General features: G+C 54.4%; 14 protein-coding genes. 5 read left to right on the top strand and 9 right to left on the bottom strand.

What is annotated here, in order from left to right; translation table 11 throughout:
* Positions 1–15 precede the first annotated feature (15 nt).
* Positions 16–348, bottom strand: a complete 333-nt coding sequence (locus ABD920_RS09910; protein ID WP_345158690.1) for a hypothetical protein — start codon at positions 346–348, stop codon at positions 16–18.
* 115 nt (positions 349–463) lie between these two features.
* On the opposite strand from ABD920_RS09910, the gene ABD920_RS09905 reads away from it, so the two are divergent.
* Together ABD920_RS09905 and ABD920_RS09900 are read left to right on the top strand one after the other, a co-directional pair.
* The gene (locus tag ABD920_RS09905) at positions 464–1,249 is read left to right on the top strand and encodes a recombinase family protein (protein ID WP_425568599.1); all 786 of its coding nucleotides are present in this window, start codon (positions 464–466) and stop codon (positions 1,247–1,249) included.
* A 606-nt stretch (positions 1,250–1,855) separates the two neighbouring features.
* Entirely contained in the window at positions 1,856–3,316 is a 1,461-nt protein-coding gene (locus tag ABD920_RS09900; protein WP_345158688.1) for a potassium/proton antiporter, read from the top strand.
* A gap of 272 nt (positions 3,317–3,588) precedes the next feature.
* On the opposite strand, the gene ABD920_RS09895 is transcribed toward ABD920_RS09900, so the two are convergent.
* The 3 genes from ABD920_RS09895 to ABD920_RS09885 form a co-directional block, all read right to left on the bottom strand.
* Positions 3,589–4,461 (bottom strand): universal stress protein, encoded by an 873-nt coding sequence (locus ABD920_RS09895; RefSeq protein WP_345158687.1) that lies wholly within the window; start codon positions 4,459–4,461, stop codon positions 3,589–3,591.
* 328 nt (positions 4,462–4,789) lie between these two features.
* Positions 4,790–7,033 carry a cation:proton antiporter domain-containing protein gene (locus ABD920_RS09890; RefSeq protein WP_345158686.1) on the bottom strand — a complete coding sequence of 748 codons (2,244 nt, stop codon included), beginning with the start codon at positions 7,031–7,033 and terminating at the stop codon, positions 4,790–4,792.
* A 1,441-nt stretch (positions 7,034–8,474) separates the two neighbouring features.
* Entirely contained in the window at positions 8,475–10,166 is a 1,692-nt protein-coding gene (locus tag ABD920_RS09885; RefSeq protein ID WP_345158685.1) for a potassium channel family protein, read from the bottom strand.
* Between the two features lie 469 nt (positions 10,167–10,635).
* Here ABD920_RS09885 and ABD920_RS09880 point away from each other — a divergent pair, with 469 nt between their 5' ends.
* A complete protein-coding gene (locus ABD920_RS09880) occupies positions 10,636–11,913 on the top strand; it encodes a DUF1080 domain-containing protein (RefSeq protein WP_345158683.1) in 1,278 nt (425 codons plus the stop codon).
* Positions 11,914–12,404: 491 nt separating this feature from the next.
* Here the strand turns inward: ABD920_RS09880 and ABD920_RS09875 are convergent, their stop codons facing one another.
* The 3 genes from ABD920_RS09875 to ABD920_RS09865 all read right to left on the bottom strand — a co-directional run bounded on the left by ABD920_RS09875 (position 12,405) and on the right by ABD920_RS09865 (position 16,008).
* Positions 12,405–12,665 (bottom strand): TFIIB-type zinc ribbon-containing protein, encoded by a 261-nt coding sequence (locus ABD920_RS09875; RefSeq protein WP_345158681.1) that lies wholly within the window; start codon positions 12,663–12,665, stop codon positions 12,405–12,407.
* A gap of 125 nt (positions 12,666–12,790) precedes the next feature.
* On the bottom strand, positions 12,791–13,048 hold the full coding sequence (locus ABD920_RS09870; RefSeq protein ID WP_345158679.1) for a hypothetical protein: 258 nt from the start codon (positions 13,046–13,048) through the stop codon (positions 12,791–12,793).
* Positions 13,049–13,320: 272 nt separating this feature from the next.
* The gene (locus ABD920_RS09865; RefSeq protein WP_345158678.1) at positions 13,321–16,008 is read right to left on the bottom strand and encodes a cation-translocating P-type ATPase; all 2,688 of its coding nucleotides are present in this window, start codon (positions 16,006–16,008) and stop codon (positions 13,321–13,323) included.
* Between the two features lie 418 nt (positions 16,009–16,426).
* On the opposite strand from ABD920_RS09865, the gene ABD920_RS09860 reads away from it, so the two are divergent.
* Together ABD920_RS09860 and ABD920_RS09855 are read left to right on the top strand one after the other, a co-directional pair.
* Complete coding sequence (locus ABD920_RS09860; RefSeq protein WP_345158677.1) at positions 16,427–17,338, top strand: bestrophin family protein; 912 nt, start codon at positions 16,427–16,429, stop codon at positions 17,336–17,338.
* 21 nt (positions 17,339–17,359) lie between these two features.
* Positions 17,360–17,989 carry a carbonic anhydrase family protein gene (locus ABD920_RS09855; RefSeq protein ID WP_345158675.1) on the top strand — a complete coding sequence of 210 codons (630 nt, stop codon included), beginning with the start codon at positions 17,360–17,362 and terminating at the stop codon, positions 17,987–17,989.
* 524 nt (positions 17,990–18,513) lie between these two features.
* On the opposite strand, the gene ABD920_RS09850 is transcribed toward ABD920_RS09855, so the two are convergent.
* Together ABD920_RS09850 and ABD920_RS09845 are read right to left on the bottom strand one after the other, a co-directional pair.
* Positions 18,514–18,945, bottom strand: coding sequence for a hypothetical protein (locus tag ABD920_RS09850; RefSeq protein ID WP_345158674.1), 432 nt, complete (start codon positions 18,943–18,945; stop codon positions 18,514–18,516).
* Between the two features lie 234 nt (positions 18,946–19,179).
* Positions 19,180–19,593, bottom strand: a complete 414-nt coding sequence (locus tag ABD920_RS09845; RefSeq protein ID WP_345158673.1) for a hypothetical protein — start codon at positions 19,591–19,593, stop codon at positions 19,180–19,182.
* Between the last annotated feature and the right edge of the window lie 642 nt (positions 19,594–20,235).

Raw genomic sequence — 20,235 nt, 5'->3', positions numbered from 1 at the left:
AGAGGTTGTTGTAGATCAGGCCCGAGAGGAACTTGTAAAAGGTGCCCCTGTACTGGAGCGGCGACTTCTGGTGCAGCTGGCGCTTGTCCACCAGCGGGAATGGAAGGAAAAGTCCAATTCCTGGAGCGCCTTCAGAAAACGCCTGGTTTGCACTATTCCGCGCCCGTCTCCTGCAGCAAATTTCCCGTCCGGGAAGTGCCGCCGCCGGATACGGAGGAACCCCTCCCCTACTTCCCTTTCGTGCCCTTCCTCCACCAGCACGGCAGTGAGAGAGAACTGCGTGTCCCCCGGGCCGTCGAAGCGGAAGCCGTGCGCCCCCGCCCCGCTTACAAAACCAGTTTTGGCCATACCTTATCGTATACAGAGTGTCCTGTCGCCGGAGACCATTGCCGGCGCAGCTATCAAGATACTAATTCTATTGACTTTTCCAATGTTTTGCTAAAGGCATTGGCTTTTTAGCGTTTTGTCAAGGTTTTTAAACGGTCGTTTAAAAACCTTGACAAAGCCGATTTTTGCGGTAACTTTGTCAGGTACCGGACAAAAGGGAGAAGAAATGAGGAACTACGTCGCCTACTACCGCGTCTCGACCAAGGCCCAGGGGCAGAGCGGCCTTGGGCTGGAGGCGCAGCGCGCCGCCGTCCGCCGCTTCGTAAAACCCGGCGAGGCGATCCTGGAGGAGTTCACCGAGGTGGAGAGCGGCAAGCGCGACGGCCGCGAGCAGCTGCGGGCGGCCATCGCCCACGCCAAAAGAGCCAGGGCCACGCTGCTCATCGCCAAGCTCGACCGCCTCAGCCGCAACGCCGGCTTCATCTTCGCCCTGCGCGACAGCGGCGCGGACTTCGTCTGCGCCGACATGCCTGAGGCCAACACGCTCACCATCGGCATCTTCGCCGTGCTCGCCCAGCACGAGCGCGAGCTCATCTCCCAGCGCACCCGCGCCGCCCTGCAGGCCAAGAGGGAGCAAGGCTATAAGCTGGGCTCCCCGCAGAACCTGGACGAGGCGGCCCGCCAAAAGGGGCTGGAGGTGCGCCAGCGGAACGCCGCCTCCAACAAGGCCAACCGGCAGGCCTCCCGGCTGGTGCGGATCTACCGGGAGCAGGGCTACACCTTCCAGCGGATCGCCGACGAGCTCAACGCGGAGGGCTACCTGACGCGCCACGGGAGGCCCTTCCGGCGGGGCACGGTGCATTACCTCTTCGGCAAGGGGACGGGGCGCGGCCCCCAAAGGGAGGAACCGCCTATCCTTTGAGCGCATCCTTCTACTTTGGGCGCCTCGCGACGCTTTGCCAACTCCATCCCTCTTTAGGGCCTGCCAGCAGCCGTGGCGAGGGAGGGCACCGGCCGGCAGCTCCGGCTTGTGTTCCGGAGGGAAGGCTGGGGCGACCCTGTCCCGCTTGCCCGTCTCGTGAAACAGATTCCCGGTTTGACTGGGGAGACGGGTAAGCGGGACGCAACGCGGGCTGTCGGGGCAGGGGCCGTCGAGGGCACTTCGAATCTTGAAATTCCGGGGTTTCGTGGGACGAGCACCAAATCTGCAGCAAAGCAGCTGAAACTCTAACTCGGATGGTGTCTTTCATAACCCACATTGTATGCTCCATGCATCCCCAGCTGCCCTGTCCCATGAACGCAGTCACTAGCTCTTCCGGGGATTCAGATAAAACGCCGGGTGATCGCAGGTCCTGCCATGCGTCTCGAATGGATTTGCCATGAACGATGACTTCAGCTGGTGGACGGTGCAGTTTACGTCCTTGTTGCTTATATTGGATGCTTACCCTTGCTGCCTTCTTTCGGTTTGACAGTAGATGTCCGATGAGAGGGAGGGCAGAGGCACTTTCCTTAAAAACCAAACAGGACCATGCAGTTCTCGACTGAAGACATTTTACTCGGGGCGTCCATCCTCCTGATGGTCAGCATCCTGCTCAGCAAAAGCCTGGGCCGCTTCGGCATCCCCGCCCTGATCCTCTTCCTGGGGGTGGGCATGCTGGCGGGCTCCGAGGGCATCGGCGGCATCTATTTCGACGACGCGCTGACGGCGCAGTCCATGGGCACCGTCGCCCTGGCCGTCATCCTCTTCTCCGGCGGCCTGGACACCCGTTGGGAAAGCACCCGGCCGGTCCTCTGGCGGGGGGTGGCGCTGTCCACGCTGGGCGTCTTCCTCACCGCCGTGCTGGTGGGCCTGTTTTCCGCCTATCTGCTGGGCTTCTCGCTGCTGGAGGGGCTGCTGCTGGGGGCCGTCGTCTCCTCCACCGACGCGGCCGCCGTGTTCTCCATTCTCCGCTCCAGGAACATCGGCCTGAAAAACAACCTGCGGCCCACCCTGGAGCTGGAGTCGGGCAGCAATGACCCGATGGCCTACTTCCTGACCGTCAGCTTTACGTTTCTGCTCACAAACGAGGGGGCGGGCAACTGGCAGCTGGTGCCGATGTTCTTTCTGCAGATGAGTATCGGCGCCGTGGCGGGCGTGGTGATGGGGCGGGCAATGGGCTGGGTCATCAACCGCATCAGGCTGGAGCAGGACGGGCTTTACCCCGCCCTCACCCTGGCCATGGTGTTCTTTACCTTTGCCTTCACCAACCTGGTCGGCGGCAACGGCTTCCTGGCTGTGTACGTCGCGGCGGTGGTCCTGGGCAACAGGAACTTCATCCACAAGGGCAGCCTCACCCGGTTCTACGATGGGCTGGCCTGGCTCATGCAGATCCTCATGTTCCTGACGCTGGGCCTGCTGGTGTTCCCCTCGCAGATGCTGCCCGTCCTCGGGCCCGGGCTCCTCATCTCGCTGTTCCTGATCTTCGTGGCGCGCCCGGCGAGCGTGTTCCTCGGGCTGGCCTTCTCCAGGGCCTCCCTGCGGGACAAGCTGTATATCTCGTGGGTGGGGCTGCGGGGGGCGGTGCCCATCGTGTTTGCCACCTACCCCCTGCTGGCGGGCGTGGGCAGGTCGGACATGATCTTCAACATCGTCTTCTTCATCGTGCTCACCTCCGTGATGCTGCAGGGGACCACCCTGTCCGTGGTGGCGGACTGGCTGGGGCTGAGCCAGCGGGACTACTCCCCCAAGAAGGTGAGGCTGGGGGAAGACATGGGCTACGACGCCAAAAACAGCCTGGTGGAGCTGTACCTGAACCGCGCTAGCCCGGCTGCAGGGAAGTCCATCGTCGAGCTGCAGCTGCCCAAGACCTCCCTGATCGTGCTGATTGACAGGGGCGGCCGGTTTGTGACGCCGAACGGGGCCACGGTGCTGGAGGAGGATGACAAGCTGATGGTGATGGTGGACAATGACGAGGAGCTGGAAAAGGTGGAAAAGGTCCTTAACGGGTAAAGCTTTGCATCGGGGGTATACCCGTACTGCTGATGAAAAGCAAGCCAATCCTATCAGTCCGCGTTATGCGGGACAGGCATGCAGAAACGAATAGTAACAAGCCGTCAAACCTGGTCAAAAGCGCCAAAGAAGGGCGATAGAGGGGTAGTTTTTCAGGCCAGCATTACATCAGCCTGCGCCAGCGTTACAAGAACATTGCGGAGGCCTCTTCCCATAGGGAGAAAACCCCGCGTTCCGGGACAGGTTGCAGCTCATATGCCTCGTTTTGAAAGTTATTGCAGCTCCTTTTGCCCTGCAGGAGTAGATTCAGGGATGACCAGCAACGGTGTCTTATTCTGCTCTGCCATTGCCGCTGTCAAGCTGTCAGAAAACAGCCCCTTCCATAGACTCTTTGAGGTTGGGAAAGCAACTAATAAGCCAGTAGCAGTACTTGACGTATGCGCTTTCAAATTCTTAAGTTCATGAGCCCCCGCCAGCGTGTAAAAATTATACGCATATTCTTTCACCTCATCCCACAGGTTGTGCTTTGCCAAAAAGCCTGTCGATTCTGGCCTGTTCTCCTCCTCATTCACTATAAACACAAAAATGAGTTCACTTCTAAAAGTCCGCGCGAAACGGAACACCAGATCCATACCTGCCCTGGATTTGAAATGCTGTGGCCTGATGACCAGTGTGATGTCTGAAAAACCCCTGAATACGAATCCAGGGGGTACGATGAGCAGCGGCCTGGTAGCTCCATCAATCATCTGCACGGTGTTGCTGCCTGTAATGATTCGCTTTAGCACATTCGCCCCGGAGTTACCCATTACGATAAGGTTAACGCTTAGCCGCTCTGACAACCCTACCGCGGACTCCACAAGCGGTGTGGGCACTATCTCTACTCTGTACATTACTTCTTTATGGCGTATGCCCGTCTCCAGGAAAAGCACCTGCACCTCCTTTCGGAGCTTTTCCCGGCACTGCTCCTGATCAGCTTCTTGTAGCTCTGAGAAAAGGCTTTGAGGGGCCGTGGCAGGCACAAAAGGATGCGCCATCACGTGCGCAAAGATCACCTCCCCCCCATAGAGCTGCGCTATCCGCATTGCAACAAGCAGCGCATCATGGGCATTGGCTGAGAAATCAGAAAGAGCTAAAATCCTGAACATAGCTGAGTGTCATAGAATGGAAAAAAAGTAGCGCAATAGCCAATGTGTTAAAAAAGAAGCCTCTTGTTCAGCGTTAAAAATCATAGAGGTTCCCTTCAGGTCATCCTGTCATAGTAGCATAGTGATGTTAAGGAGCCTATCCAGTTGCGTGTCTGAGAATGCATCATCTTCTAAGTATTAATGAGCCTTGACAACAGGCCTTTGGGTTGTGTTGAGACCGGCACTTGCCAGACTCCACCGTACAAGGCCGCCTTCACCCGAGGCTCATGCCACACCTGGTAAGCCAAAAGGCAATATCCGGGTTGGTTTAAATAGGGCAGTAGATAGCTTAAGTCTCTGTGAGTACTGTTTCTACTGTGTTTCCCTCTAGTTGCTTTATGCGCGAGGGCGACCCCACGATCCACAGGATATCCCCTTCCATAAACGTCAGCGTAGAATCGGGATTCATGATTTTTCTCCCCTCCCGCTCAATCCCTACCACCAAACCGCTTGTCGTTTCCCTGATACCTGACGCCTTTATGGTTTTATGCAGCAGCGGCGAGGAGGGTGACACCACCATCTTCTGGAGCCTTACATCCTCTTTCACAGCTCCCATGTTGGCCCCCAGGGGGCCTTCGTTGGTGACATACTGACGGAAAGGCTCTATGTACTCGTCCGTGCCGAACACGTAGATTTTGTCGTAGGGGTATATCCTTTCACGCCGGGTGGGGGGCATGATGGTGCGCCCCCCGCGCTCAATCACAGCGATGTTCACCCCGAACCTTTCCCTTATCTGCAGCTCCTCCAACGTACCGCCGATAATGGCAGAGTGCGGGGAGATGGGGAAGCTGGTGAGGTGAGCGCCCCAGGGGGCAATGTGGTGGTCATCACTAATCTGGCGGTCGTTCAGGTTAGACAGGAAGCTGTCCTCTATACGGGCATAGAAATTCTGGATCTTCTCTGAGAGAAGGGCCAGCAGGGCAATGATCACCAGCCCCACGATGATGGCGACCAGCGTAGAGAAGAGCTGGTTTACAAGGAAACCGACTATCAGAACTCCTACACCCGCCCTGGCAAACTCCAGCACTATCACCACACTGCGGTACTTCCTGTCTGCCCATATCCGGCTGTGCGCCTCTTTCTGAGGATGGTGTAGGGCCAGTGCCCAGAGGAACGGCGCCATGCAGACTAGGGTCACCACAGTGGTCATCACGTCTGCCCAGAACCCTCCTACCCCATACCCGACTATAAACGACTTCAGGTAATTATCAGCCAGCATCGCAATGGCAATTATGATAACAGCGTAAACCGCCATGCTGATGACATAGGATTTGAGCAGCAGCCTCCAGTCGCTTGTGGTGTTGATGGTGTGCGCACCCGTGCTGTACCGGTTCAGCAGGGCTTTCCATTTCTCGGGCAGCACAGACTCCACCACACGGTAAAGCGGCTCGGACAGCCGGATCATGTAGGGGGTGGTGAACGTGGTGACGGCCGAGACCGCCACCGCTATAGGGTACAGAAACTCACTGGTTACGTTCAGGGTAAGGCCCAGTGTGGCGATAATAAAGGAGAACTCCCCGATCTGGGTGACGCTCATACCGGACTGGATAGACGTTCTCAGCCCCTGGCCTGCTATCAGCCCGCCGCTTGTAATGCTCAATACCTTCCCTAAAATGGTTATCACTGAAATCAGGGCTATGGTGCCGGCGTACGCCACCATCATGGCCGGGTGGATGAGTATACCGACAGAAACAAAGAAGACGGCCCCGAAGAGGTCTTTCACCGGCCCAATCAGATGCTCTATCTTTTCGGCCTTGGTCGTCTCGGCCAGGATGGAGCCCATGATAAAAGCGCCGAGCGCCGGGGAGAAGCCCGCCTGCGAAGCCAGCATCACCATCAGCAGGCAAAGCGCAAGGGACACAATCAGCAAGGTTTCATCGTTCATGAGCCTGCTCGCCCACTTCAGGAAAGTAGGGATCAGGAAAATACCGCCCAAAAACCAGACCGCCAGGAAAAAGCCCAGCTTCAGCACCGCCTCCAGCATTTCAGAGCCCGCAAACTGCTGGCTGACCGCCAAGGTAGAAAGCAGCACCAGCAACAGGATGGCCGCTAAGTCCTCTACAATCAGCACGCCGAAAACCAGGCCGGCGAACCGCTGCGACTTCACGCCCAGCTCCTCGAAGGCCCGGATGATGATGGTGGTAGAGGAAATACACAGGATCCCTCCCAAAAAGACGCTGTCCATGGTGGACCAGCCCAGGAGCTGGCCCGTCAGGTAACCAAGCAGCAGCATGATTACGATCTCAATAAAGGCCATGATAGAGGATGCCCCACCCACTTTTACTAGCTTCTTGAAGCTGAACTCCAGGCCAAGGCTAAAAAGAAGGAATATGACACCTATCTCTGCCCATATCCGGATGTTGTCTATTTCATTGATGGTTGGGAAGAGGGCAAAATAGGGGCCTACCAACATGCCGGCAATAATATACCCCAGCACCAGGGGCTGCTTCAGTTTCTTAAAGATCAAGGTGGTGATACCCGCCGCCGTAAGCAGTATCCCTAAGTCACTGATTAGGTGTGGGAGGTGTACCATGATAGATCAAGGTGCTGTAAAGCATTTCATCAAGACATAGTTTACATGCCAAGAGCTGGCATTTGAGTGCAGTCGGGGAAAGGGCGAAAGAGCCGTCGACTCTATTCAGTCCCTACCAAGGTCAGGCAGGCCGCATCCACAGGTTCGACTCGCGGCGCGCCCTCTAACTGAGAAGGTTGGATCCGCTGACAACACCAGGGCCGCTTTATAAAGAAGGCAAACTAGATCAGGGAGCATTCGGGAGAATGGTGGTAAGCAGGAAATGAGCGAGCAGTTTGGCCCCTACAGGGCCTTTGCCATAAACTTTAAGCCTGCCGGCAGGTAATGCGAAGTAACAATTGTCTAGGGAACAACATAGTCCCTGATTTGAGCAAAACGCGATGTAGCAGGGCACCTTAGCGTCCCAGCACCTCTGCACCTGCTGTTGCTGATTGGCAGGCTCGCTTAGGTTTCCGCCCGCTGAGGCAGGATCGAAAGACGAAACCAGGGCTGTTCCTTTCACCAAAAAGCGATATACCTGCTCCTCCTGCCCGGGTGCCGTAAGCGCCCAAAGCAGCATTACCCACATGAACGGGAGGCTGGAGTAGTATCTAAGTCTCTTTGTGAGCAGCATTGATTACAATTTAAAGACCGTTTCAGCTACAGGCTTGTCGCTATTCTTCCTGGCCTAGCCTATGGAACCCGCCCTAGGATGCACAGGAGCAAATACTTGTGTAAAGCATTATACGTATAGTTATAAATGTTTGATTACATGCCACTTCAAACAAATCGGCATTTAAACAGTGCATAGGCAATAACTGCAGGAGGCTTAGCAGCTGTTTGTGATTTATAGGATAGCTTGTTGCGCTGAAATTACTGTGACAATGCTACTCTATGTGAACCTGTCAGGCATTATAAGCGAATGAGGAAGACGTAAAGCAGGAGCTCAAGCTTCTTGATATTTAGGCACGCCACCAAATCGCGGCAATGTCCCACTCCTCCTTCAGCCAAAGGGGGAACTGCTCCGAGGAGACGATGCTCCAGTCCCTGCCTGCTTTACACGCTCTCTTGTGACACCGCCCTTCCACGTCACGCTCACCATGTTCTGCGGGGGGTATGGACGACAAGGCAGAAGTGCTGCCAGAGGCTGTTTGTGGAGACTTTTGAATTTGCCCTGGGTAAAGAAGTTCAGCTGCTTTGGACAGTATCCTGTCTAAATGCCTAATAGGGCCGCGGTATTTGTATGTTAAAAGCAAAAATGAAAGTGGACAGCGCCCCTGGCTGTCATCGGGAGAGGAACTGAGAAAACCGCACTGCTCTGATGGTTCGCTTAGCCCGAAAGCGGAGATTAAAGCCGTAGCGCCTTAGGCGATTCAGGTACGCCACACGGCGCACCTACCGCCCGCGCTAAATCCCTGTTCTTATTGTCATCCGGAGATGCAGGTGTTGGGGCAGGAGTCGTTCACCTGGCCCCGTACATGCTGAAAAACCGCTCTTCCGCCTCCACCGTCCCGATGAGGATAATCTCCGCCTGGGCGGGCAGCACCATGGCCGGGTCCGGGTTGATGTGCAGCGACTCCCCGTTCCGGATGGCGATCACGGTGCAGCCGGTCTCCTGCCGGATGGAGGACTGGGCGATCGAGCGCCTCGCCAGCCGCTCCGGCACCTTCACCTTGAGCAAGTGCAGGCCCTCGGCCACCATCATGATGTCGCTGCGCTTGAGCAGGTTGAGGATGGTGTTCGCCCCCATCGAGGCGTAAGACATCACAAAGTCGGACCCCGCCCGGTGCAGCGTGGCCAGGTTCCGCTCCAGGGTAGAGCGGGTGATGACCTGGATGTCAGGCCGCAGACGCCGGCAATAGATGGTCAGGTACACGTTCACGTCATCGTCGTGCGTGGTGATGATCACGCAGGGGGACTGCTCGATGCCCGCCTGCCTGAGGACCTCCAGCTCGGCCGCATCCCCCAGGATGTAGCGCGGGTCGTCCCTTACCCGCTCCGGCGCCTTCTCCACGATGCGGTAGTCCAGCTTCCGGTCCTCCAGCGCCCGGCCTGTTGCCCTGCCGACCCGCCCGCCCCCTATTATCACCACAGGAGAGTTCATGTGCCTCTCCACCTGGAAAGCCTCGTTGTACCTCTCCATCTGCGCTACGGAGCCGGCCAGCACCAGCACCGTCGTCTGGGTGATGCGCGTGTCGGGCTGGGCCGCCCGGAACTTGCCGCGCTCCCAGACGCCGACCACGCTGACCCCCACCTGCTCCCGCAGCTTTGTCTCCCGCAGCGTGAGCCCCACCAGCGGGGAGCCCAGCACGGCGGCTTCGGCGATCTGCAGCTCCCCGAACTCCCCGATCGTGTGGGCACGGGCGTCCCCCCCGCTGGCCCTGCGGGCCAGGAACAGGCCCATGATCTCGCCCAGCCGCAGCACGTGGGTACTGCCCGCCAGCTGCAGGATGTCGACCGAGGCCTCAAAGCTGCAGGTAGAGATAATGGGCACCTGGCTGCTGATCCCCCGCACCGTGAAAGCCACGTTCGTGTTCACCACGTCCGAGGCGGTGGTGGCCACCAGCGCGGCCTTGTCCACCTGCACCTTGCTGTAGGTTTCAGGGTCGTCCAGGTCCCCCAGCATCACGTTGACCCCCAGCCCGTGCAGGCGCAGCCCCTCCGCCAGGTCCGGCACCAGCACCACGTAAGGGTAGCGGAAGCGGTTCAGCTTCTTGATCAGGGCCTCCGTGACAGGCCCGTAGCGTGTCAGCACCACGTGCCCGCTTGTTCCGGCGGGCAGCTCCCGCGGCACCCGGGCCTGCTCCTGCGCCTTCATCCAGGGGGAGTAGAAGAAGTTGATGAAGGTGAAGGGGAACAGGATCAGCAGGAACACCATGCCCGAGAGCAGCACTACGATGGAGAAGAAGCGGCCAGAGTCGCTGTGAAAGGTGATATCGCCGAACCCAAGGGTGGACATCACCGTCAGGGTCCAGTAAAAGCCGGTGATCCAGCTATGGCGCTGCCCTTCACGCAGCATGAGCAGGTGAAAGACCACCGTAAAGGCCAGGACCAGGACCAGCAGCACCAGCAGGAACCGGAACAGAAGCTGCAGGTTGCGGCGGTCAGGCTCGCTGCGCAGGAAAATGAGGAGCTGAGTGGGAAGGAACTTCATAGGCTACATTTTACGGTAAAAGAGCCGAACAAGGATTCCAGAGACAAGCATTCTCCACAGGTAACCTTCAGATCAACCTCTTCCAAACATCTTAGTAAACATAATTGCCGTTATAGCGAAAAGCCCTTTCCAGCATTCTGAGAAGGGCATTTTTTTGGTACTTACTAAGGAAAAGCTGCTTTTCTGAAATCCTCCCGGCATCCCTTAAATATATATATTTTGTAATATATTTAAGGGATGCCGGGAGTTATTACGTTTAACCACCGCCTGGCGGTTAAACGTAATAACTACTTTTAGCCATTAGTTACGCCCAAGCGATCTGCAACTATTCCAAATTGAATTATTTACAATTGAGCAAGGACGGAAACTCCCAGTTTTTTCCTTTCTAAAGAAAGAATTGCGAGTGTTTTTTCTTTATTCCTAAACTTAGAGGTTTGAAATAATTTAGTATAAATGTAAATAAAAAATAATGAGAAAATTAACTGGCCTGCTAAGCCTATTTGCCCTGTCTATTCTGGCTTTCAAACCTGCTGATTACAAAACGGTCGCCAACCTCGCTTATGACGATGGCTGGGTGGAACTTATCAATGGAAAAGATTTTACCGGATGGAAAGCCACCGAAAATACTTCTACCTGGTCCGTAACAGACGGGCTTTTCCAGGCTGACGGAAAAGTTTCACATCTCTTTTATGAAGGAGAACACCTGAAAGACGGTTTCAAAAATTTCGAACTGGAAGTGCAGGTGAAAACTTTCAAGCTGGCTAACACAGGAGTCTATTTTCACACCAGGTACCAGGAAAAAGGCTGGCCCAATAGCGGCATGGAGATACAGGTGAACAATACCCATATCGGGGAAGGAGATTATATCGAACTCAAAAAAACGGCCAGCCTTTATGGGGTGCGGAATGTGTACAAAGCTTTTGGCCGGGATGGTGAATGGATGACGGTAAAAGCCCGCGTAGAAAGCAACCGTGTCCAGATTTGGCTCAATGGCATGAAAACAGTTGACTACCTGCAGCCCGAAAAAACTTTTTCGGCCGTAAAACGACTTGGGAAAGGAACGTTCGCTCTGCAAGGCCACGATAGTCTCAGTAAAATGCAATTCAAAAGTTTCAGGGTGCGTCGCCTGCCAGACGATGCCCGTTCGAGCCTGGCTGCTCCGGTATTGGGTGCCTGGCATGACAGCCTCGTAGTGCTACAGGGCCGTCAGTTTGCTTTTATTGATTTAAATCCAAAGACCACTTTATCAGCAAAAGAACTTGCGGACTACTTTTATACTACCGGCATCAATGTTTCATTGGTAAGAAATCCTGCATCTGCCAAAGAACTTGCAGCAGCTAAAAGTCTCCCCCTTTTTACTGGCATAAAAGTGAATGCTACAAACCAGGCAACGGCTCAGTCATCAGCTGCTGATTATATTGTTGGCGAAAGCACTGATTTAAAGACGGCGCAAGCATTGCTTGGCGGAAATAAAATCAATATCTGGTCTGATAAGGGTAGAACGCTCAACAACCGTATGGCCGCAGAGCTTTTAGACCTGGCAAAGCAAAACAATATTGCTATAGAAATTGACAATGTGAGCCATAGTCCGTCACTGGAAATTATAAAGATGGCAAAAGCCAAAGGCTGCAAATTCACATTCGCAGGATTGGTGCCCGCTTCAAACATGCAAAAATCAATGTATGTGATGGAGGCTATAAAAGAAGCAGATCTCACTTATAAAGACCTTTATATTCCGAAATGGTAGAACTTTTTTTACTCGGCTTAATTCAAAGATTGGTTGTCAAGGTAAGTTTATAAATTCTCAAGCATCCAGCAACTGAACCCCAACCTTAGATTGTAGTTAGGGTAAATTAAAAAACATTATGGTGTGATGCGCATCAAATACCAGCACTAAATAAACACACATCATCCTGGCTCTTTATTAAACATAATTAGGCTTATAGGCCGAAGGGGCCCGTTGCTATTTGTTGCCTCTCCTTTGGCAACGGCTGTTGCCCTTGGCTACTGAGTGGCGTTGAGCTGTTGTCCTATAAATGATGCTTTGGGGCAACAGCTTAATGAAACTCAACGGTTTTCAACTGGTGTGCAAACGGTTTGCACATCATGCTAATGTTAACCCCTTTTGTATTCAGTTTATAAAGTTCTCTGACTTACTACAGGTTAAATGTGTTTCCGGTAAAATGAAAGCGCCTGTGCATCATACCTGCACAGGCGCTTTTAAGCCTTCTTTGGGAATCAAAAATCAAAGAAATCGCTCAGGAACGATTCCTTTTTCTTGTGCGGATGCTTTTTATGCGAGTCGTGGCCATGGTCGCCGTAGCGTTTATAGTCAGCCTCGTAGTTTTCTTTTTTGGCGTAATGGTCGGCGGAGCGCTCCAGGATCTTCTCCAGTTCGCCGCGGTCCAGCCAGATGCCACGGCAATTGGGGCAGTAATCAATCTCCACTCCGTTCTTCTCGCTCATCAAGAGCGTTTCGTTGCAGTTAGGGCATTTCATGGTTCGTCATTGCGTTGGTGTATGCTTCAATATAAGCAAAAGATGGCAAAGCACCGAGTTGCAGCGCCATTGAACATGTGTATTCCCGCTTGACGTAACCGGCTTATGAGATGCTATCTTCCTGCTTAGGAAAAGCTTTGTGTCATTTCCAGTAGATTGAGACTGGTTACATAGGGCGCCAGCGCCCTTCTGCTGTCCAGGCCTCGTACCAGGCTGATGTGATCGGTCTGTGGATTAGACCATACCTCCGCCAAGAAGCTTCCCATGTCATATAGCTCAATATGATACCCCCTTCTGCCGCGGTGGGCCAGCAAAGCGCCGTGTGCCATGACTATTTCCAATCTTCCGGCTAAGGAATGGCTGTTGAAGAGGGGGAGGTTCATGACACCCTATACGTAAGAAAGGAAAAGGGAAGCCAGTCTTACATGCATACAGCTTTATCCCTGAATAGGGGCTGTGATGCTAATCTTTTGGCCCCATAACGCAAGTTATGTTTAGCAGTAGTGTCTGTCTTCGTTATCCGCCAAGTACGGAAAAACAGCAGAGAAGCATAGCCGGGATGCTTAAAGCTTTAGGAAGAAGTTGCGTCTGAGGCTATAGAAACAGCCCCCTAACGGTACTGTTCTCGGGCAATATCCTCAGCTTTCTGTGCTGCTTATGGCAAGTCGGGTTTCCCTTTCTTAAAAAGGCTCCTTTCAAGCTTTACTGCTAAAAATACTAATGCCCCGGCAGCAACTGAGAGCAGCAGGTCTTGTGCCGACAAGGGAACAAGCTTGAAAAAGCCCTCCAGCCCGGGAAAGTATATGGCTATGAGCTGTAAGGCAACAGCAGACACGATGACGATGGCCATCAATGGGTTCGTTCTGACGGCAAGAGCCGAATGCCCTGTGGAGCGGAGGGCAAGGGCCTGAAAAACCTGGGAGAAGCCTATGGTGGCAAAGATCATCGTTTGCCAGGTCAGGTCTTCCGGATTTGAAGGGTTGTAGTAGTACACGGCCAGGCCAAGGGAGACCGCCGCGATGGTAGCGCCGACTATCGCCAGCTGCGGAAAGTCCCTTCTTCCAAGCGCCCCCTCCTCCGGGTTTCGCGGGGGCCTGCTCATGGTGTCTTTCTCAGCGGGTTCTGTGCCCAGGCCCAGCCCCAACAGACCGTCTGTAAGCAGGTTCAGCCACAGCAGCTGCAGGGGCTGCAGGGCCACTACCATTCCGAACAGGGGTGCCATGAGCATGACGATCACCTTACCTAAGTTTCCCGCCAGTGAGAACCGGATAAACCGGAGCAGGTTGTCGAAGATCACCCTCCCTTCCTCCACGGCAGCGACAATGGTCGCAAAGTTATCGTCCAGCAGCACCATGTCGGCCGCTTCCTTGGTCACATCAGTTCCGGTGATGCCCATCGCCACCCCAATATCCGCCTTCCTCAGGGCAGGAGCATCGTTGACCCCATCGCCGGTCATGGCCACTACTTCACCATTCAGCTGTAGGGCATGCACGATCCGTAGCTTGTCCTCGGGAGAGACGCGGGCATACACAGAGGTTCTGGCGGCTAAGGCCACAAGCTCCTGCTCGTCTGCCTTTTGCAGCCTTTCCCCGGTGATGGCATCCGCCTGGTCCGTAAAGTGCAGCTCCCTTCCGATAGCTGCGGCCGTAAGCGGGTGGTCGCCGGTGATCATGACCGGCCTGATGCCCGCGTGCCTGCACTGTTCAACCGCTGCCTTCACTTCCTGCCTGGGCGGGTCGATAATGCCGGCAAGGCCCACAAACACGAGGCCTTGCTCTGTGTCCGTGTCACTGCTGGGCTCACTCATCCTGCGAAAGGCCAGCCCAAGCACCCTCATCCCGTTTTGGGCCAGGTTAGAGTTCGCCTTGAGTATCCGTTCCTTCCATTCCGCATCAAGTGGCACCTGCCTGCCCCCTGCCCACACAAACTCAGAGACCCTGAGAAGGGAGTCAGGGGCCCCTTTGCAGCAAAGGAGAAAAGCGTTGTCCCCAAGCATATGAAAATACGCAGGCAACGCTCCAGTCACTTTGTGGATGGTGGACATCCTTTTCCTGGTACTGTCGAAAGGGATCTCATTTACCCTTGGGAGCGCTTCGTAGAGCTGTTCTTTGCTGATGCCTCTTTTAGCCCCGGCAATGAGCAGGGATGTCTCTGTAGGGTCCCCGATCACCTGCTCCGTGTATGGTTCAGCGCCTCTTTCGTACGTCGCGTCGTTGCACAGCACCCCTACGGCAAGGGCAAAATCCAGGCTGTCTGCTGTGGCAGCGTCGGCTTCCAACACAACACTGGGAGGTATCTCCACCGTCTGTTCCGGCAGCTCTATCACCGTGACGGTCATTTTGTTCTGCGTGAGGGTGCCGGTTTTGTCGGAGCAGATCACGGTGACGGAGCCAAGCGTCTCCACGGCGGGAAGCTTCCGGATCAGCGCGTTTCGCCGCAGCATCCTTTGGCCGCCCATCGCCAGCGTGATGGTGACCACCGCGGGCAGACCCTCCGGGACCACGGCCACCGCCACGCTGACGGCTGAGAGGAACATGTCCGCCGCCGTTTCTCCGGACAGTACGCCCACTGCAAATACAAGGGCGGCCGCCGCGGCCCCGAACAGGGCCAGCATTTTCCCGAGCCTGTCCAGTTTTTCCTGCAGCGGGGTTTTACCCGGTTCGACCGAGCTGATCATGTTGGCTATCTTGCCCAGCTCAGTTCCCATTCCGGTGGAGACAGCAACGCCCATGCCTCTTCCATACGTCACAACTGTGCCCATGTAGGCCATATTCCTTCGGTCGCCTAAGGGGGCGTCCTCTTTGGCAATTGGATCGGAATCTTTCTCAATGGGTTCTGACTCGCCTGTCAGCGCGGCCTCCTGTATCTTCAGGTTGAAGGAGCTCAAGACCCGAAGATCAGCGGGTATAACGTTCCCGGCCTCCAGTTCCACTACATCCCCGGGGACCAGATCGGTTGCGGATATTTCTTTAACCTTTCCGCCTCTTTTTACCCGCACTTTCGGCACCACCATGCGGTTCAGGGCCGCCATGGCCCGGTCAGCCCGATATTCCTGTATGAACCCGAGAAAGCCGAAGAGGAGCACGATGATCAGGATAGCCACGGCCTCTGTCGTCTTGCCCAGGAAAAGGGAAAGCAGCGCGGCGACGATCAGAATGACCACCATGGTTTCGGTGAACTGCTGTAGCAGCATCTTCAGGGGGCTCTTCCGCCTTTTTTCCTCCAGCCTGTTAGGCCCGTGTTCCCTCAAGCGAGCCTCAGCCTCACTGTCCTGCAGGCCCTCAGGTGAGGCATTGAATGCCCCTAAGACTTTCTCTTTGGGAGTCGTGTGCCAATTGCTCATTTTAGAACTATTTAAATCAGTATTATAAGTTTCGACTTTCAATGAAGTTGCCGATTGATTTGGTGATGAAGTTCGATTTTGATTTACCTGACAAGTACAGGAATTGTTTAGGATTCTGGTTGCTTAGCAGGAAAATTTAATAGAGGAACTCTCTGGCTTAATGATAATTAGTCCCGGAGCAGAGACGCCAGAAGCTATAATTGCATGAGCAGTTCCTGTATCAGAGGCACCAGGTTCAGACGCTAGGCTGGAGTCACCGTTCCGAACTGTGATGTGCTGAGAATTATTGTGTAATACCATTCATTAGCAATCATAGTCCGACCCGGAAAAATGCCTGACAGTAGGCTGACAGAAACCGGGCAAAGCAAAATCAAGTACAACTTGAAGGAAAAGGAAACATTAATGAAAGACTGGTCAAATGTTGATAGAAAAGAAGATTCCTTTCCGCTATGTCTTTAGAAAAATTAAGAATGATGTGTTCAGGGTGTTGCTCTTCTCAATTGCCTTTCACTTGCTGAAGCTCTTTTTCTCAGAACATCTGCCGCTTATTCCGTTCCAGCTTCCTACAATCCTGGGTATCTCCATTTCTCTTTTACTAGCTTTCAAACTTAACCAGTCCTATGACCGCTGGTGGGAGGCCCGGAAAGTATGGGGAGCGATTGTCAATGATTCACGTTCCCTTGTACTTCAGTTAAAGTCGTTCATGAATGAGGATCTCTTAGGTGTGGAGGGGGCTCTAGCTATAAAAAGATTGGCATACCGCCAGATTGCCTGGTGCTATTGCCTCGGGCAGTCGCTAAGGGGCCTGGAGCCGATTGCCGAAAAACAGAATGAACTGTTGCGGGAGGAGGACTTATCCTTTATTCGGACGCAGAGCAACAAGCCCTTTGCATTGCTGATGCTGCACGTGGGCGATCTAAAGGAGCTGCACCGGAAAGGAGCTGTAAACGATTTTCAGCAGGTGCAACTCGACAGCACCGTCGTACGGCTGTGTGATTCTATGGGGAAGGCAGAGCGCATCAATAACACCGTATTTCCGGTGACTTATGGCCTGTTCCTGCACTTCTTTATCTACCTCTTCCTGGTGATCCTGTCCCTGGGCCTGGTAGAGACCATTGGGTTGTACGAGATCCCTGTCCTGACGCTGATTGCCTCCACCTTCTTTCTGATCGAGAAGACGGCTAAGCACATGCAGGACCCCTTCCGCAACAAACCTACGGATACTTCGGTCACAGCGATCGCCCGTACCATCGAGATAAACATCAAACAGGTGCTGCAGGACAAAAACGTGCCTAAGCCTGTGCCTGCTGAGGAATTCTATATCATGTAATCAATCAGAAGTTATCTACATATGAGAACACATACGAAAGAGACGCAAAGCAGTATGACGCCTGACAAGGCAATCCAATTCCTGAAAGAGGGAAACGAACGCTTTATGAATAACTTAAAAACAAACAGAAACCTGCTTCAGCAGGTGAATGAGACATCTACGGGACAGTTTCCCTTCGCTGCTATTTTGAGCTGCATCGACTCTAGAACTTCGGCTGAGCTGGTCTTCGACCAAGGGCTTGGGGACGTCTTCAGTATCAGGGTTGCCGGCAACATCGTCAATGAGGATATTCTAGGGAGCATGGAGTTTGCCTGCAATGCCGCCGGTTCAAAGCTCATCATGGTGCTGGGGCATACCAAGTGCGGCGCCATTATAGGTGCCTGTAATCATGTAGAACTGGGTAATCTGACAGGCTTGTTAAAGAAGGTGGGGCCAGCTATCGAGCGAGAGACAGCCACTAAGACGGAACGGAATGGCAAAAACCTGGAGTTCGTAACACATGTAACGGAGAATAACGTGCACCTGGCAATTGAGCAGATCAGGAAGCAGAGTCCAATACTTACAGATATGGAGCGGGAGGGGGAGATAAGGATCATCGGGGGCATGTACGACGTGGAAACAGGCAGGGTAGACTTCTACGGAATCGGCTAAGGCAGCAGTACTTGGGCAGGAAGAAGGTAGCAGCAGGAAATTAAATCAAGGGAATTGAGGTAAAGGCCCTCTTCTGTCCTCTTGGTGAGGTAGGTTTTATTCAGTGCTGCATTTGCTCTAGCACATGGACTATTCCCACACTTGCTGCCCCTAAGCAGTAACACCACCCTAAACCACCGTTACCTGTGTTTCGACGTCTCATTATTCCCCGAATTTATGATATGGGCCTAAGCCGTGATCGGCAACGGACATCAACGGGCCAACATATTCAGAGCGGGGCAGTAGCCAGAAGCACACCCAAAAACAATACACCTACCGCCACTCTACAGGAACCTCTGCCAAAGCCTGGCAAACCGCAGCCATATCACGTGCCGGCTCCTTTTGCCGCAGGCACGAACTGGGCCGGCGCTTCCCCGGCCCGGCGCGGAAAGCAATCCGTCTCTCTGGACCCGGGAAAGGCTTCTTAAATCATAATAGAAAGGCAATAGCATAATTGTCACGGGCCTTGGCCCCACCGGGCCTGGTCAGAGGCGGTCGCTCCATACCCACTCGGCCGCCTCCCGGTATGTCTTGAACTGCTGGACCTCGATGTCTGCGCTGAGCCTGGCCTTTTCCTGGCGGGCCAGCTCCAGGAAGGTGGCCATGTTCTTTTCATCGGAGGTGATGCGGGCGACCTTCCTCAGGCAAGAGGAAGCCGCTACAGGCACCAGCTCGTTTAGCACCACCTTCAGGTCCTCCACGGGCACCTCCCCCAGGCGGCCCGTGTCCTGTATCCAGAACGCAATGCCGCTGTCCCGCAAGTACCCTGCGAAGATGGTGGCTGCCTCCCGGTACTCCTCCCTGCTGGGCCTGCGGACCCACTCCGAGTACAGGAGCCGCGCCCCCTCGTCCACGATCAGGTGCAGGTACGCGTTCCGGAGCTCGTGCATGCCTTGCGGCAGTGGGTTTGTCTCCATATTTATGGGTCGTAAGGCAGGCAAATGCGCGAGGCATGGCAGACACTGAATAACAGTACTATTATATATAAAAAAATTTAATACACAACAGCAATTGAATGTTTTAATTAAAAAGTAGTGTTCTGTGGCATCCTGAGCATTGCCCTGCGGCGTGGCCGCTTTGTGACAGATGGCGCGATGTCCATATAAATCAGCCGGTGTGCTTTATCCACGGCAGGGAAACTGGAGCGGGCACTACAGAAACAGCCAATGCTCCGCCACCTCCATGTCCAGGAACACTTCCATCTCAATGCTTCCGGCCAATGCCGGATCCTTCCGGATGGCCTCCTGAATCAGGGTGTCGGGGATAAGGTCCAGGCTCTGTGGCCTTACCACATAGGCCAGCCGGTGGCGCTTTGTGAGGTCAAAGGCGGGGAAGTGGTCTTTCACTGCCCAGTTTTGTTCAGCAATCAGGGCATAGCTCAATTTGCGCATGTCATGCAGCCACAGGGTGATCCCTGCTGCGCGGGCATGGCACAGGGCCTCACCGTACAGCTCCCTGAAAGGGGCGCCGCTGGTGTGTTGCAGCCAGGTGACCTTGATAAGCCCGTTCCCAGGGTCAGCCTCTACCTTCCCGTACTCGTTCGAGTGAATTTCAGTTAGTGCCATAGGTGTCACTGTTGGCCAACGGCACTGCCTGCTTAAGCTGCCGGTAGAAGCCAGAGTTCGGGTATGTGCGCCGAGAGCGCGAGGAGCAGCTCCCGCTTGCCCTCATCCTTTTTCCTGCCCTGCAGGAAAAAGGATGAGCCTAAACTCTTTATAACGGATATTATTAGAGAGTTGTGCAACAGCCTCCCCGGAATTCTGATACAGGCAGCTGCAGCAACAGCTCTTGACAGGTTCTGACAGGTTCTGACAGGTTTATACGGAATTCAACGGTAGCAAAGACAAGGTAGGGAAACACGTGCGTTAGCAACACAAAACAACACTTTGCAACAGCTGTCTGGCCTAATGGGGTCTTTTGGGACAGTTTACTGCAGCGGGACAGTGGACCAGCGTGGCCAGACAAGCAAATGAACCAGCTTAAACGCCTTTTGCAGCGGTTTTTGCTGCCTTCTCGCGCGCTCCGACGGGAAGTCGCCTCTTCTCAACCCTGTCCCTGTCGTAAACCGATGCGGAGCGTTGCCGGACGCCTTGGCGGCGTCTCACGTTGCGACAATCCTTAGATGAGAGAGCGGTTGTGGTCATAATGTAGGATGCGGGAATAAGTATGGCAGCAAGGGTGTTGACGGGAAGTCATGTGCGAGATCA

Source organism: Pontibacter saemangeumensis, from assembly GCF_039541895.1.
Lineage (GTDB): Bacteria > Bacteroidota > Bacteroidia > Cytophagales > Hymenobacteraceae > Pontibacter > Pontibacter saemangeumensis.
Note: the sequence above shows the minus strand (reverse complement) of the source record. Positions and strands in the feature narration are given on the sequence as shown.

Coding starts and splice junctions, on each gene's coding strand:
- ABD920_RS09910 (WP_345158690.1), bottom strand. CDS start 348: ATGGCCAAAACTGGTTTTGTAAGCGGGGCGGGGGCGCACGGCTTCCGC.
- ABD920_RS09900 (WP_345158688.1), top strand. CDS start 1,856: ATGCAGTTCTCGACTGAAGACATTTTACTCGGGGCGTCCATCCTCCTG.
- ABD920_RS09895 (WP_345158687.1), bottom strand. CDS start 4,461: ATGTTCAGGATTTTAGCTCTTTCTGATTTCTCAGCCAATGCCCATGAT.
- ABD920_RS09890 (WP_345158686.1), bottom strand. CDS start 7,033: ATGGTACACCTCCCACACCTAATCAGTGACTTAGGGATACTGCTTACG.
- ABD920_RS09885 (WP_345158685.1), bottom strand. CDS start 10,166: ATGAAGTTCCTTCCCACTCAGCTCCTCATTTTCCTGCGCAGCGAGCCT.
- ABD920_RS09880 (WP_345158683.1), top strand. CDS start 10,636: ATGAGAAAATTAACTGGCCTGCTAAGCCTATTTGCCCTGTCTATTCTG.
- ABD920_RS09875 (WP_345158681.1), bottom strand. CDS start 12,665: ATGAAATGCCCTAACTGCAACGAAACGCTCTTGATGAGCGAGAAGAAC.
- ABD920_RS09870 (WP_345158679.1), bottom strand. CDS start 13,048: ATGAACCTCCCCCTCTTCAACAGCCATTCCTTAGCCGGAAGATTGGAA.
- ABD920_RS09865 (WP_345158678.1), bottom strand. CDS start 16,008: ATGAGCAATTGGCACACGACTCCCAAAGAGAAAGTCTTAGGGGCATTC.
- ABD920_RS09860 (WP_345158677.1), top strand. CDS start 16,427: ATGTTGATAGAAAAGAAGATTCCTTTCCGCTATGTCTTTAGAAAAATT.
- ABD920_RS09855 (WP_345158675.1), top strand. CDS start 17,360: ATGAGAACACATACGAAAGAGACGCAAAGCAGTATGACGCCTGACAAG.
- ABD920_RS09850 (WP_345158674.1), bottom strand. CDS start 18,945: ATGGAGACAAACCCACTGCCGCAAGGCATGCACGAGCTCCGGAACGCG.
- ABD920_RS09845 (WP_345158673.1), bottom strand. CDS start 19,593: ATGGCACTAACTGAAATTCACTCGAACGAGTACGGGAAGGTAGAGGCT.